We start from the raw sequence: 14,252 nt of genomic DNA, 5'->3' as shown, positions 1-14,252 counted from the left end.
TGGAGAGCCCGGTGACCGACGTGTCCGGCAACCTGCTGTTCTGCGTCGACGGCTCGACCTGGGCGGTGTGGCGGGTGCTGCCGCACGAGAGCGCCCGCTCCACCGGCCGGCAGCTGCGCGAGCTCTACGACCGAACCGTCACGCTGATGAAGTCGCTTCGCGGCGAGGTCATGATCGCCTCGCTGTGCGAGCAGGTCCACGCCCACGCGATCGTCCAACGCTGCCTCCAGGGCATCGACTTGGACGCGAACCCGCACTGGGCGGAGGCGGTCCACAACGCCTGGGACCAGCTCGACACCCTCGACGTCCTCGGCCGCAGCTACTGGCTCGCCAAGCCCCTTTCCGGGCACGGCTGGAAGGAGACCGCCCACGCGATGCTCCGCGCGACGAGTGCGGCGCTCGGCAATCAGCTCGGCCTTCCCGCTCGACCGGCGTCAGCAGCCGCGGTCGCGGCCGGTCGCGAGCGCGCTCGGGTAGCGACGCAGGAGCTCGGCGGCGCCATCCCGATACGGCCGGCGACCGAGGCCGAGCTGCTGTGGTGGCTCTGCCGCGCGCCGGTCCGCGGCGTCGACGAACCGCAACTCGACCGCACGACCACGGTGCACAACACCGGCGCGACCATGCGACAGGGCAGCGGACGCGCCCGGCTCACGACCCTGCGCTCGTGCGTGTTCGACGAGGGCGGCCGCACCGATCCGACCGCGGACCACCACGGCTGGGGGCCGCTCGGTCTGCTGAACCGCCGGTTCGTCAAGTGCGTGACCCCGCACGACGACGGCGCCCTCGCCAGTTACCAGGCCTACCTCGTCCTGGCGGAGATGCCGCGCGCGTTCACCTTCCCCGGTCACGAGATCCTGGCCCGGCTGGCCGACATCGGCTTCGGCGTCGACTACGCGCTGCGGATCACCGCCCGCTCGAACGAAGACGCTCGAGCGGCCAACCGCCGCCGCACCCGGGACCTGATGAGCCAGGACGAGGAGCACGCCGGCGATACCGCAGGCGTGCCGGCGGATGTCGTCTCGGCGCAGGAGGAGATCCAGCACAAGAACGCCCGCCTCGGCGCCAGCTCCACTGAGATCGACCTCGAAGTCGGCGTCGTCGCCTGCGTCTGGGGCGCCACCGCCCGCGACGCAGACGCCCGGGCCAAGGCGCTCCGGCAGGCGTTCCTGGGCGGGGAGTACCGGTGGGAACGTCCGCTCGGCGGCCAGCGGCAGCTGTATCAGGCGCTGCTACCGGGCAGCCGGACGCCGATGGTGGTGCGCGAATGCAGCCAGAACCTCCTCGCCACCGACGCCGCGATGCTCCTGCCGGTCTCTGCCACCGACTTCGGTGATCCCGCCGGCGCGTTGTTCGGACTGACCGTTGACGGCGGCGCCATCGCCCCGTTCTTGCTCGATCCGACCTATGGGCCGACGCACGACTCGTCCGGCGGGATCGCGGTGATCGGCGAGCTGGGCGCCGGCAAGTCGGTCGTGTTGAAGAACGTTGCCGCGGTCGTGCGGTTGATGCTCGACGGGCGGGTCATCGTCATCGACCGGACCCGCAGCCGCGAATGGGTACCCGTTGCCGCCGCGCTGCCCGGGAACGCGCAGATCGTCGACATCATCGACCCCAGCCTCGACGATCGCCCCGCCGCCGCGGAGCTCCGGCATTCCTCTGACCCGCTGCGCGTTTTCCGCACCGTCGGCAAGTCCAGCACCGGCATCGCCGAGACCTTCTTCGCGTCCTGGCTGGACCTGGAGTCCAACTCCGCCGAGCGGGACGCGCTCGGCCGCGGCCTCGACGTTGTCAGTGGCCACCCTGACGCCTCCAGTAACCGACTTGTCGACATCCTCCGCAAGCACGGTGGACGCGATGCCGCTGCTCGCGCGCTGGCCGACCGGCTCGAGCGGCTGCGGCGCGACCCGATTACCCGCCCGATCTTCGACTCCGACCTCGCCCCGATCGACTTGTTCGGTGCGGACATGGTGGTGTTCTGCACCAACGAGATCCCGCTGCCGTCCGCGCTGGAGATGAGCAACGAGCGGATGGCCGCCCGGATCCCGCCACGCAAGCTGTTCGGCCGCGCCTTCCACCTGCTCATCGCCGCGATAGCCAAGGAAATCTGCTTCACTCCAGGCCGGTGGGGCGAGTTCATCTGCGACGAGGCGTACAACGTCACCGGCACCCCGGAGGGCCAGCAGATCGCGCTCGAGTTCGTGCGGGACGGCCGCAAGCACGGCGCCGATGCCGCTTTCGGCTCACACGCGCCGCAAGATCTCGGCGACGACGTCCTGCGCGGGTTGATCGCCGTACGGTTCCTCGGCCGGCACCGCGACAACGGACTTGCCCGCAACGGACTGGCGTGGCTCGGCGTCGACCCCGCCGACGCCCGTTACCACGAGATTGTCACGAAGGACCTGTCCCCGTTGAACCCGGCCGGTGGCGACGATGAGCGCCGGGCTCGCGCTGGGGAGTTCCTGGTACGCGATCACGCCGGCCGCGTCGGGAAGGTCAAGGTTCTCACCCAGCCGTACCGCACGCTGCCGGACGCTGTCCTGACCACTCCGATCGTCGCCCGAGGCCACCAACAGTCCTGATGTCGTCCAGCGGAGTTCAGCGCGTCGTATCAGTCGTCGTCGCTGACCGGACCCGTTCGCCACATCGACAGCAGGTACTGCTCAGGTCCGGCGGAGGCGTTGGCTGCCGTGTGGAGGTCGGTGCCCGATCGCGCCCGTTCGTCGAGGATTTCCTGGCGGCGCTCGGCCGCCGCTTGGCGGCCCTCGTATTCGACGATCAGCGAGTAGGTTCCCGGCTCGACTTCGATGCCGATGGCGTCGCCGGTCGGCGAGCCGAGCGCGAGTTCCCCGCTCGGGCATTCGAGTTCGAGTACGGGACTGCGATCAGCGCGTGATACCTCGGGCGAGTCGGTCCGAACGTGGACGGTAACGGTGACGGACAGGAGGTCTTGCGCGCAGTCGATGAACAGCTCGTAGCCGCTCGACGCGGCGACTGCCCGGCGGGCGTCGTCGATCGTGCCGTCGGAGTCCGGCGCCGCATCGCAGTCCTGATCGCGCAGCGTGATCAATCGGTACGAGGGCACCGTGACCAACTGGTACGTCGCCAGGCGAGCGGTTTCGTCGTCATGAGGCATGTGAATGATTGTGTCGTGCGCGCACGGGGACGGCACCCGGAGGTGCCGTCCCTCACGAGCTGTCGCTAGGGCACCACGGTCACGGTGAACGGGTCGTGGTCCAGCACGCGGTTCGCTCCGTAGAACTTGCCCAGTTCCGTGCCGCCCTTGCCGTTGTCCGATGCGGGGATGGGGCGGGCTGAACCGTGCCAGCTTCCCGGGTGGCCGTCGGTGGACACGCTCGAGCCCTCGTAAGTCGACTTGAAGGGGTATTCGTCGCATTCCATGTCGCCGGCCGTGTAGCTCGGTCCCCAGATGTCAGTGCATATCGACACCGATGCCGAGTGGTTGGCGTCGGCCCGGTCTTTGTCCATCAGCCTGTGCAACGGGTCGTCGGTCGTCTCGCCGGGTGCGTTCTTCCCGATCATGGCTGGGAAGGTGCGCTCCGGGTGGTGAAGTGTGTCGTCGACGTGACGCGCTTCTTCGTCGTACCCGGCTCCGCTGAGGTGCAACTCTAGCCTTGGCGCGTTGTCGGTGAAGACGGCCCCTTTGAACTTCCCGTTGCCGAGAGCGGCGTTCGCGCTGTCGAATCGAACGCGGTTGATTGCTTGCGTGTCTTTGTAGAAGGGGCGGGTGTTCCCGTTGCGGTACTCGCCGGTGAATCCGACGGTTTCCATGAAGTCGACGATTTTGTACGGTCCCGTGCCGACGTCGTCCGGGGATGTGATCGTGATCGTGTCCATCGTGGACTTGGTGTACCACCCGCGGATGGTGTCCGTGCGGGACAGGTTCGCGCTGCAGGTGACCTCGGAGGATCGGCAGTCGAAGCGGATAGTCAGGAACGTGAGGTCGTCGGAGAGGGATGTGCTCTGGTGCACGTTCTCCACGCTGGTGACGTAGTCGACGCGTCGGCTCCCGTCGTAGGCGAACGCGAGAATCCAGAGCTCGAAGTCGAAGTAGCCGTAGTAGTTTCCGTTGGTGTCGTACAGGTTCACTTTCTCGGTCGAGTGATAGCACTGCTCGAACCGGCTGCGGGCCCACCCCTGGACACGGCCTGCTTCAGCTTGGTGCCGACCGCATTCCGTGCGCAAGTCGTCGGCCATGGCCGCGCTGACGCCAGCAGGAACGGTCGCGGCTTCAGCGGGAGCTGCGGCCAGCGTGGTGCCGAGCGTGATGGCGGCTGCCGCGGCTGCGAGCGCTCGGCGTGCTCGCGTCCAGGTCATCAGGCGCTGCGTCATCTCTTCCCCCGGTACTTGGCGTCGACGAAGGCCTGGGCTCGGAGTTCGAGCTCGTGGGCTTCAGAGGCTTCGGCGGAGCGAACTGCTGCGTCGGTTCGCGCGACCGCGGCGCCGGGCCGGACGATCGGCTTGGTGACGTCCCACGAGGTGACGTAGGGATAGCTGGATCCCGACGTCGTCTGTACCTTGGTGTCGAAGCGGAAGCAGTAGTTCGGGTCAGCGCCTGGAGCGCAGTTACCGGCGGGTGCCCTGGTTGAGGTGTTGGCCTGGGCGAAGCGCTGGAACTGGTAGTTGCCGTTGAGGTACATCACCCGGTTGCTGGTCGTGCTCAGGCCCACCAGGCCGGACATGTCGACAAGCGTCCAGCCGGTCACGAGGTGGTGCGACGACGGCCCTGGCTGCGTACCGGTCGTTCCGACCAGTGCGAAGTCGTAGTAGATGTCCCACGTTGTGCAGTTGTCGCAGTGCGGCATGGCCATGAAGGTGTGCAGCCGACTGTCGGACTGCGTCTTCGGGCTCCCGATCTTCTGGTACGAGTAGCCGGCGGTGTAGTCAACCCAGTAGGGCTGGAAGTCGGTCTGCGTGCCGATGTAGTGCATGTTCAACCCGAAGCCGAAGGACTTGGTCATCGCTTCATCGGTGAACATCTGAGTTTCGTTGTAGAAATCGGCCGAACCGAAAGGAGGTGGCCCACCGTAGGAGGGAGTCGGGTACGCGAATGTCGCGAACATCCCGTACATGTATTCGTCCTGGTCGCCGCACATCTGCGCGACCGCGTCCCGTGGTTCGCGTTGGCAGATGCTCGGCCCTGCCGCATTAGCGGGTGCGGCGTTCATGATGAATTGGGTGATGGCGAGCAGGCAGAGCGCAGCCAGAGTTTTTGTTCTTCGTCGCATGAGTGTATGAATCCCCTCGAGTCTGAGCGCGCACGTTTCCGGCATGCGCGCACAGCGGTTCACGATAGGGTGACACTTGATCGGGTGACTAGCGCTGATCGCAAGATCAGTCGGCTAGCGGAAGGCTGCCGGCCAGAGGGCAACGCTGAGTAGGCGTCAGCGGTTAGTTGATCACCGTGATGGCCTAATGCTGCGAGTGAAACCCCAGATCAGGAACCAGTACGGCCGCGCCGACGCCAGTCCAAGACTGCGAACCCGGCGCAGATCACAGTTGCCCCGCCGGCGACGGTACCGATGACCGTTTGCCGGGTCCGCGCGTCACGGCACGCTTCGATCTGCTGATGTGCGTCCTCGGACACGAGCACCTGACTGGAAGGTGCGCCGCCTCCGAGGAGGCGGTTTACATCGTCCGACCAGGAGATCGCGTCTCCGCACATGAGCGTCGCACCTGCGGTCGAGGTGCTCACGTCCACCGTCAGCGCCCACCAGGTGGCAACTGCAAGGACCGCGGCCGTAATGCCCAGCCAGAGAGCCACTCGCATGCCAAGATCATATCTTCTCCTGGCGCGACCCTCTAGTGCGCTCGTCCGACGGTAAGAGGATTTCGTCGTCAGCCCACCTTGACGCCTGCCCCTGGGCGTCCTCCGCTGAATCAGAGGTAACTGCTCTCACTGGCGCGTTTCGAACGTTCCTGTGCAGGTCGCATAGAAACGCGTCCGCCGTGACGTGTCTGGGAAGGGACATGACATCGCGGGGAGCACTCATGAGGCTGGCGGTGATTCTGGTGATCGCTGCTGCGATCACTTGGATTGGGACGAGCGCCGCCGAGGCGCAGACATCTTCGAATCCCTGCGAACCGTATCCGACGTGCCTGTGGATCCCCGGCAACCAGCCGGCTCCGCCGCAGCCGGATCCGGACGCGCCGCCGCTACCGCTGCAGGACGACCCCGGGCACCACGTCCACCTCGGCGGGATCTTCAGCATCGACGACGGCTACGGCCGGGACCTGCACAACTACGACCTCTTCGCCAACCTGCCCAGCCTGCTGGACAACCCGATGCCGGCGATCTGGCTGTGGCTGGGCAACATCGGCTTCGAACTCGGCAAGTACGCGGTCGGGTTCTCGGTCTGGTTCACCGAATGGGCTGCCTCTACTCAGGTCTTCGACTGGATCAAAGCACCGGCACGCGACCTCGAAGGCATCTGGCAGACCTCCGTCATCGGCGAGCTGAAGCTGCGCGAGATCGCGATGCTCATCGCCACCTGCTACCTCGGGCTGCTGTTCGCTCGCGGACTGACCACGCGGGCGTGGCGGGAGACCGCGTCCACCATCGCGGTCAACGTCCTCGCCGTTGCGATCCTCACCCACCCCGTCGACTTCCTGATCGGTGACGACGGGGTGCTGTCGCTGTCCCGGGACCTGGGCGCGGACGTCTCGAGCGTCGTCATGGGCCAGGAGCCCGGCGGTACCGGCAATCCGGCCGCGCCGATCGGCCAGGCGTTCATCGACAACTTGCTGGTCACGCCTTGGGAGACGCTCAACTACGGCACGCCGATCAGCCGGGTGAAGGGCATCTCTGGTGCCTGTCAGTACTCGGTCAAGAGGGTTCTCGATGACGGCCCCTGGTCCGAGAAGGACGACAGCACGAAGGCTCGGGAGCTCGACGGCTGCCCGGGGGACTACGGGAAGTACAACGAGGTCGCCGACGGCGACCGCACCCTTGGAGCCTGGCTATACGCGATCGCGATGCTTCTCTTCGCGATCCTGGTGGTCTGCCTGAACGCCGTCCAGGTCCTCGCTCCGTACCTGCTGCTGTTCGAAGGGCTGCTGCTTACACTCGCGCTGGTTGCCGCGCTGGTGCCCTCGATGCAGCACCAGCTCGCCTACCGGGTCAGCTCGATCGCTGCCACGATCGCCAAGCTCTTGGCCGGCATGGCCTTCCTCGCCGTCATGACCGTGCTGCTGCGCACCCTCATGCTGGCCGACCTCGGCCCGCAGCTGGTCCGGTTCGCCGTCATCGACCTCGTCGTCTTCTCCGGCTTCCTGTTCCGCAAACGCCTCGCTGCGAACCTCCAGCGTGTCCGAGGCCAGGTCAGCTCTCGGCTACAACGCCTGGGCCGGCCCTGGCGCGCTCCCAGGGCGTTGCCGACCCCGGTCGTGCCGGCCGGCCCGGATCGGCTGGCCCGAACGGTCAAGGCCGGGACCTCGGCATTCGCGGAGACCTTCGCCCCGGTCGGCCGCCTGAAGGAGCGCCTGGTCACCGCCGGTCGCGCCGGTGGGCAGGCCGGCGGGAAGGTGCTCAAGTACACGATCGGTGCACCGGTCTCGTGGCCGCACGCCGCTCAACGCGCGCAGACAGCGCTCACCGCGAAGGCCGGCGTCGCGAAAGCCGCGCTGGGCCGCCGGGCCGACGCCGCGAAGACCTACACCGCCGCCTACGCCGGCAACCTCGGTGCAGCGACGGGCGCAGTTCCGGCGTGGCACGCCGCCACCACCGTGCTCACCGCGCTCAGCGACCGCCCGGACCGGCCGAAGCAGCGGCCGTCGACGTACCTCGACGCCGAGCACCTCGGGGCGACGCCACCAGCAACAGGGCGCAAACCGGAGTTCACCGGCGCCGACCTCGCGACCGCAGCCGGCGGCCGTGGGTTTCTCCCGAAGCCATCGGCGCCGCCGACCGAGACGTCGCTGCCGCCGGCGATGCTCCCGCCACCGATCCCGTGGGCGCAGCGGCTGCGTGACCGACTCGGCAACTCTGCCGGCCGACTATGAACCCGCTGCTCGCCCTGCGCGCCGCCGAGATCGCGCGTGAACAGCTCCGCGAGCACCCCGGCCCCTGGGGTTGCCTGGTCTCGCTGGTGCTGTTCGGACCGCCTGCCATCTGCGTGCTGATCGTCGTCGTCCTGCTCACCACGCTTACCGGAGCCGGCGACACGAGTTCGGCATCCGCCCCGAACAACCTCGCCGACATCCCGGCCGACTACCTCGGCCTCTACCGCGAGGCCGCGGAGACCTGCCCCGGCCTCGACTGGGCCATCCTCGCCGCCATCGGCAAGATTGAAACCGACCACGGCCGCTCCAAACTGCCCGGCGTCCACAGCGGGATGAACAGCGCCAAAGCGGCTGGTCCGATGCAGTTCCTGCAGCCGACGTTCGACAGCGTCGTAGCCCACCACCCGATCCCGCCCGGCGGCGCGCACCCGCCGTCGCGATACAACCCGCACGACGCGATCTACGCCGCCGCGGCCTACCTCTGTGACTCCGGCGCCCGCGACGGCCGAGACCTACACGCCGCGATCTTCGCCTACAACCACGCCGAGTGGTACGTGAAGAAGGTCCTAACTCAAGCTGATAGCTACAGACAAGCCGGGCGAGGGCAAGGCGATTGTATTTCGGTGCCGGCTCCGAACCGCGCCGCGCGGAACGCGATCGAGTTCGCCTGCGACCAGCGCGGTCTCCCTTACATGTGGGGCGGAAACGGCCGCCTCGGCCTCCTGGGCCACGGCCGTGATGGCCGGACGATCATCGCGGGCGGCCACTTCTCCGACCACGTCTTCGGCAACCTCGACGCCGACGGCACGTGGACGTCCCCGAGCCACGTGACTGAAACCCAGTAAGACGGGCGAGCGCTCGGAGCAGACTCCCCACAAACCAGCGGGCGAGGTCCGTTGGTGATCGGCCTTCAGCGGCTGTCCGTCCTCGCCGTGTCCGGCCACTGCGGTGAATCCTGCGGCGAGTGACCATCCAACTCACGTCCATGAACGTCGATCATGCGATCGCCCGGATCTGTGCCACGACCGGATCGGATCTCACTGCCGCGGAGTGGACTGCTCACGTCTCTGAAACGGCGTTCTTCCCCCCCCCCGTGCGGCTGAGAGCGATTGTCCTCGCGTCGTCGGCGAATCGGTCGTTCCTTGATCGACCCGATCACCATTCGGGCTGCGCACCGGGACGGCGAAGCCAAGGAGTCAAGCCCTTTGCTGCGGTTTTCACGGGGCGACGCACGCCGGACCGCTCGGATTCAGGCGGTCACCTGGAGATCAGTTCCAGCCCTATTTCGTGGCAATCCTCCCCACGGGTCATTTCCTCACCACGGCGGCGCGCAGCGGGTATCCTGGAATGGAGGGCACGGGAGGGGGACGCGGCATGCCGGCGGGCAAGGCGTTGGGGAAGCTCGGCTGGTTGGCGGCGATCCTGGGGCCGCCGGGAGCCGCGGCCGGGCTCTGGGCAGGCTGGGTCCACGAGCATTCCGTGCTCGCCGTGATCCTGCTGGCCTTTTACGAAGGTGTGCTGGCGGCCTTCTCGTTCGTCCAGAAAATCGGCTCGGAACTCCTCAAACGCCGGCAGGCGAAGCTCGTCGACTGGATCGACCAGAGTCTCGGGCGCAAACTGGCGCGTTTCGATCGCCGGTACCGGGAATTCGTCCTCGAATCCCTGCGGTTCGTCGATCAAAAGGGCCTGGCGACCATCGGTCCCTACACTCCTCAGCTCGACGAGGTCTTCGTGGAGCTCTGGCTGGTGCCGCGAAGCCCGCACCAGGTGATGTCCGACCCGCTGGCCGACGTGCCCGCCGAGCTGAACCAGCTCTCGTCGCTGACAAAACTGCTCGACCGGCCTTCCCCGAGCATGCTGGCGGTGGTCGGCGCGGCGGGGAGCGGCAAGACAACCCTGCTGCGCCACACGGCCCGCAGGATCTGCCACACCGGGGAGAAGCGGCGGCACACGGTGCCGATCTTCCTGTTCCTGCGCGATCACGCGGCCGAAATCCTGGCCGCTCCGGAAGTGACGCTGGCAGATCTCCAGCGCGGGACGCTCGGGCGCTATCGGAAGGACGAGCCTCCGGGCTGGTTCGAACAGAAACTCCGCGACGGTTCGTGCGTGATCCTGCTCGACGGGCTCGACGAGGTGCCGATCCCCGACGACCGCCGCTCGGTGTCGGACTGGGTCGAGCGGCAGATCGGCCAGTACCCCAGGAACGACTACGTGATCACCTCACGCCCGCACGGCTACCGGGCGGCCGCGATCACCGGCGCCACGGTGTTCCAGGTGCGGCGGTTCACCGACGAGCAGGTCACGCGCTTCGTGCGCGGGTGGTACCGGTCGATCGAGCAGCAGCAGAGCACCGGCGTGGACGCCGGCGAGCTGGAGTCACGCGCCGTCTCCGCCGCCGACGACCTGCTCGACCGGCTCAGGAACTCGGCCGTGCTACGCGAACTCACCGTGAACCCGCTGCTGCTGACCATGATCACCAACGTGCACCACTACCGCAGCGCGCTGCCCGGAAGCCGGGCCGAGCTCTACAGCGAGATCTGCGAAGTGATGTTGTGGCGGCGGCACATCGCCAAGCGGCTGCCGATCGGGCTCGGCGGGGACCAGATGGAACTGCTGCTGCGCCAGCTCGCGTTCACCATGATGGAGCGCCGGGTACGGGACCTCCCACGTTCCGGGGTGCTCACCGCGCTCCACCCGATGCTGCGCCGGGTCTCCAAGGACCTCACGGCGGCGACGTTCTTGAGCGGCGTCGGCGACAGTGGGCTGCTGGTCGAACGGGAGAACGGCCTGTACTCCTTCGCCCACCACACTTTCCAGGAATACCTCGCTGCCGCGCACCTCCAGGACAAGGGGCCGGCCGGCCTGCTCCCGGGGCGGGTCGACGACGAGTGGTGGCGGGAATGCACGCTGCTCTACTCGGCCCGCGCGGACACCGACCCGATCATCGAGGCCTGCCTCGCGTCCGGCAGCGTCATCGCGCTGGCGCTGGCGTTCGACTGCGCGCAGCACGCCCGTGAGATCGATCCCGCCCTGCGGGACCGGCTGGACCGGCTGCTGCACTCGAGTTACGACGCCGGCACCGATCCTCGCCGCCGCAGGCTGATGGCGCGGGTGATGGTGAACCGGCACCTGCGCAATCTCACCTCCGCCGTCGGCACCGCGCGTGTCTGTGTCCAGCCGATCACCGTGGGCATCTACTGGCTCTTCCTCGCCGACACCGGCACCGAACCTCCCGACGATCCGCGGCCGTTCGTCCCGGGAGCCGGCGGTCCGGTGGTCGGGGTGCGACCGGCCGACGTGCTCGGATTCATCCAGTGGGTCAACAAAATCGCCGGTGGCGAGCCGGTCTACCGGCTGCCCAGCCGCGCCGAGATCGAGGATCCGGCGGTCCGGCGCGCGCTCGGTCAGCCCGCCGAGCCGCCCGGCAGCCTCAGCGTGTGGGTGCGGCCGGACGTGCCGGGGGCGCCGGAGCTGTGGACGGCGGAGGACGACCCGCACCCCCACACGGTCACCTCCCGGATCCTCGTCCAGCACGTCACCCAGGATCTCCAGGGCTCGGCGACGACACTGGCCAGGCTGCTGGTGATCCGGTCTCTCGTGCTGCTGCGGTCCGTCTCGTTCGATCTTGATCACGGCGCGGCGAGCGCCCGTGCCTACAAGCTGACCGGCGAACTGGTCCGGGGGCTGGCCGGCGCGTTGGAGCTGGCTCAGGCCGGCGAACCAGCCCTGGTCCGGGTGCTCACCTCGGCGACGGCGCACGCTTCCGACCTGGTGCGCGCGGTCGGCCGGGAGGTCGAGCACGCGCGAGCTCTCGACCTGGCACGTCTGCGTGATCTCGGCCGGCTTCGCACGCTGAACGACACGCTGGCGCTGGATCTCTCCCTGGGGCGCTCGTTCGACCGGGCCCGCAATCGCGGACCGGACAAGGAAAGCGACCTGGTGCACGACCTCGATCTGGCCCTGTCCCGGGATTTCGAGTACGCCCGCCGCTTGGCCGACGTCCTGGGCCGGGCTCTCGACCGGGCTCTCGAACTGGAACCGGAACGGGAACTGGACACCGTGCTCGGCCTCGACCTGGCTCGCGACGCCGAGCGGGCCCCGGCGCCGTTCGCCGAGTTCGACGGGCATTTCACGCGGCTCACCGGACCGGCCCTGGCCGGTGCCCTCACCGAGTCGTTGCACGAGTCCCAGGACCGGGAAACCGGGGACTGGCACCGGTTCTCGGCTGCTTTCGCGGGTGCGTTCGTGGCCGCCGCGGGTATCAACACCACCGACCACGTCGTGCCGCCCGGCTCGCTCGTGGCGGAGATCCAGCGCGCCTGCACAGACGTCCGGGCCGGGACCGGGGCCGGTCCGGCCGCGGTCCGGCTCGGCGAAGCGACGGCCCGGCTGGAAGAACTCGCGGTGCCCGTCTTCGGCCGCAAACGCGAACTCACCCCGGGCGACGCGACGGCGATCCGCACTGCGGCACTGTGCCTGGCGGTCGAAGCGGAAGCGTTGGCGGACAGCGATTCCGCTGGCGCGTTCCGCCGGGTCGCGGCGGGGGTCAGCCTGCTGGAACTCCGCCGCAGCAGCCAGACGCCCGCCACCGAGACGATCGTGCTCGCCAGCGCCTGAAGGCGCGCAGTATGTGCGGCAGCGCTTGGCACGCGATCCACATGTCGCTTGCGCCGCCCGCACCCGCTCGCCGGCGCGCTCTGATGGCCGCTTCCTGCCGTCGCACGCTTACGGATGTCCTACCGAGCCCCCTCCAGACGGGCGGCGCGAGGATGGTCTTCCGAATCGAGAAGAGGCACATGCGACGACGATCAGGCGCATTCATCGCGACGATGGTCGTCGCGGGGACCGTGGCGTGCCGTCCGCCGCCTCCGGCGAGCTCGCCGGCCAGCCAGGTGATCTCGGTCGGCGGCGCTCCGGAAGGCATCGTCGCGGACCTCGGCAGGTACCTCCTGATCGGCCACGTTCGGATTGTCCCTCGTCGGCTTGGCTCTGTCAGCCGATCGCAAAGGGCGTCGGCGGAGGGTATCCGTGGCGGCCACGGAATCGCCAGATCAGTGGCCGGCACGGATGTCCAGCGGCCCGATCTGACTCAAGGTTTGGTGCCAGGCGTATCCGGGTCAACCGAGCCGATGCCCGCGATCACCGGTGATGCAGTGCCGGCGAACGCTGGGATCTGAGGAGTGTTCATGCAAAGTCGCTTAGTGAGGAAGTGGGCGCCGGTCGTGGCCATGTGCCTCGCCGTCGTCGCCGTTCAAGTACTGGGAGCCGAGCCGGCAGCGGCGGCCAGTATCTCGGCGCAGGTCTTTCCTGCCAGTTATTTGCCCGACCACCTGCCGGCGAAGTCCCTCAGTGCGCCCTGTCCAGCCGGTCAGCGGGTACTCGGGGGCGGCGCGCTGACGGCCGGCGGTGTCCACGCGATCATCACCGAGCTGCAGCCGATCCACACCGCGGGCGGGGACAGCTTGAAGGTCAGCGTGGCGGCTGACCAGTTCGGCATTTCGGTGGCCTGGGGTTTCCAGGTGTTCCCGTTCTGCGCTGCGGTCCCGGCCGCGCTGAACGTGCAGATCGAGACACATACGAACTTACCGACGTCGACCGAAAACGACCAGGCTGTGTCGCGTTGCAGGTTGGGGACCGTGATCGGTGTCGGTGGCAAGATCGATCATGGCAACGGGCAGGTGAACCTGAGTTTCTTCACCAACTCGAGCGGAGATTTCCCGACGGGAAGCGCCGCCTCGGCCCAGGAGGACGACGACGGGTTCGCCGGCACCTACACCGTCACCAGCTACACGGTGTGCGCGCAGCCGATCGAGTTCGGTGACTTCCAGCAGTTCAAGATCTGGTTCGTCACGAACGGGTCGAGCGTGACCTCGACCCCGAACGACCCGACCTGTCCGTCCGGGATGCACCTCACCGGTCTCGCCGGCGGCACGGCAACGCCGGGCACACACCTGCAGATCATCGAGCCGAACCGGACGGTTGCACCCAACGCCGCCCACTTCGTTTCCCAGTCTTCGGTGGGGCCGATAGGCAATTCTTGGATCGAGGAGGCGACGATCTTCTGCGCCAAGTAGGCACCAAGCTGGACAGGCACAGTGGGAGCACGCCCGATCCGGGCGTGCTCCCACTGCGGTTTCGACGCGGGGCGGGCTTCGGCCTGATCGCGGTGGTCGTCTCGACCGTCGGCGCCCTTCGTCGTGCGCGGATTCGCAAGAAAGTTCCGCGTGGAGGTA

General features: G+C 68.0%; 9 protein-coding genes. 5 read left to right on the top strand and 4 right to left on the bottom strand.

Annotated elements, in window-relative coordinates:
* Positions 1 to 11 precede the first annotated feature (11 nt).
* Complete coding sequence (locus ACIA5G_RS14815) at positions 12 to 2,579, top strand: ATP-binding protein (RefSeq protein ID WP_395923402.1); 2,568 nt, start codon at positions 12 to 14, stop codon at positions 2,577 to 2,579.
* 29 nt (positions 2,580 to 2,608) lie between these two features.
* On the opposite strand, the gene ACIA5G_RS14810 is transcribed toward ACIA5G_RS14815, so the two are convergent.
* The 4 genes from ACIA5G_RS14810 to ACIA5G_RS14795 all read right to left on the bottom strand — a co-directional run bounded on the left by ACIA5G_RS14810 (position 2,609) and on the right by ACIA5G_RS14795 (position 5,788).
* Positions 2,609 to 3,133, bottom strand: a complete 525-nt coding sequence (locus ACIA5G_RS14810; protein WP_395923401.1) for a hypothetical protein — start codon at positions 3,131 to 3,133, stop codon at positions 2,609 to 2,611.
* A gap of 65 nt (positions 3,134 to 3,198) precedes the next feature.
* A complete protein-coding gene (locus ACIA5G_RS14805) occupies positions 3,199 to 4,350 on the bottom strand; it encodes a NucA/NucB deoxyribonuclease domain-containing protein (protein ID WP_395923400.1) in 1,152 nt (383 codons plus the stop codon).
* Positions 4,347 to 5,186: a hypothetical protein gene (locus tag ACIA5G_RS14800; protein ID WP_395923399.1), complete on the bottom strand. Its 840-nt coding sequence runs from the start codon at positions 5,184 to 5,186 to the stop codon at positions 4,347 to 4,349. Before ACIA5G_RS14800 ends, ACIA5G_RS14805 begins: the two co-directional genes overlap by 4 nt.
* 269 nt (positions 5,187 to 5,455) lie before the next feature.
* Positions 5,456 to 5,788 (bottom strand): hypothetical protein, encoded by a 333-nt coding sequence (locus tag ACIA5G_RS14795; protein WP_395923398.1) that lies wholly within the window; start codon positions 5,786 to 5,788, stop codon positions 5,456 to 5,458.
* 221 nt (positions 5,789 to 6,009) lie between these two features.
* On the opposite strand from ACIA5G_RS14795, the gene ACIA5G_RS14790 reads away from it, so the two are divergent.
* The 4 genes from ACIA5G_RS14790 (at position 6,010) to ACIA5G_RS14775 (ending at position 14,093) form a co-directional block, all read left to right on the top strand.
* On the top strand, positions 6,010 to 8,019 hold the full coding sequence (locus ACIA5G_RS14790) for a hypothetical protein (RefSeq protein WP_395923397.1): 2,010 nt from the start codon (positions 6,010 to 6,012) through the stop codon (positions 8,017 to 8,019).
* Entirely contained in the window at positions 8,016 to 8,864 is an 849-nt protein-coding gene (locus ACIA5G_RS14785) for a lytic transglycosylase domain-containing protein (RefSeq protein WP_395923396.1), read from the top strand. The genes ACIA5G_RS14790 and ACIA5G_RS14785 overlap by 4 nt, the downstream gene beginning before the upstream one ends.
* 529 nt (positions 8,865 to 9,393) lie before the next feature.
* Positions 9,394 to 12,636: an NACHT domain-containing protein gene (locus tag ACIA5G_RS14780; protein WP_395923395.1), complete on the top strand. Its 3,243-nt coding sequence runs from the start codon at positions 9,394 to 9,396 to the stop codon at positions 12,634 to 12,636.
* 611 nt (positions 12,637 to 13,247) lie between these two features.
* The gene (locus tag ACIA5G_RS14775; protein ID WP_395923394.1) at positions 13,248 to 14,093 is read left to right on the top strand and encodes a hypothetical protein; all 846 of its coding nucleotides are present in this window, start codon (positions 13,248 to 13,250) and stop codon (positions 14,091 to 14,093) included.
* Positions 14,094 to 14,252: the final 159 nt, after the last annotated feature.

The sequence above is a fragment of the Amycolatopsis sp. NPDC051758 genome (assembly GCF_044453095.1).
Taxonomy (GTDB): Bacteria; Actinomycetota; Actinomycetes; order Mycobacteriales; family Pseudonocardiaceae; genus Amycolatopsis.
Note: the sequence above shows the minus strand (reverse complement) of the source record. Positions and strands in the feature narration are given on the sequence as shown.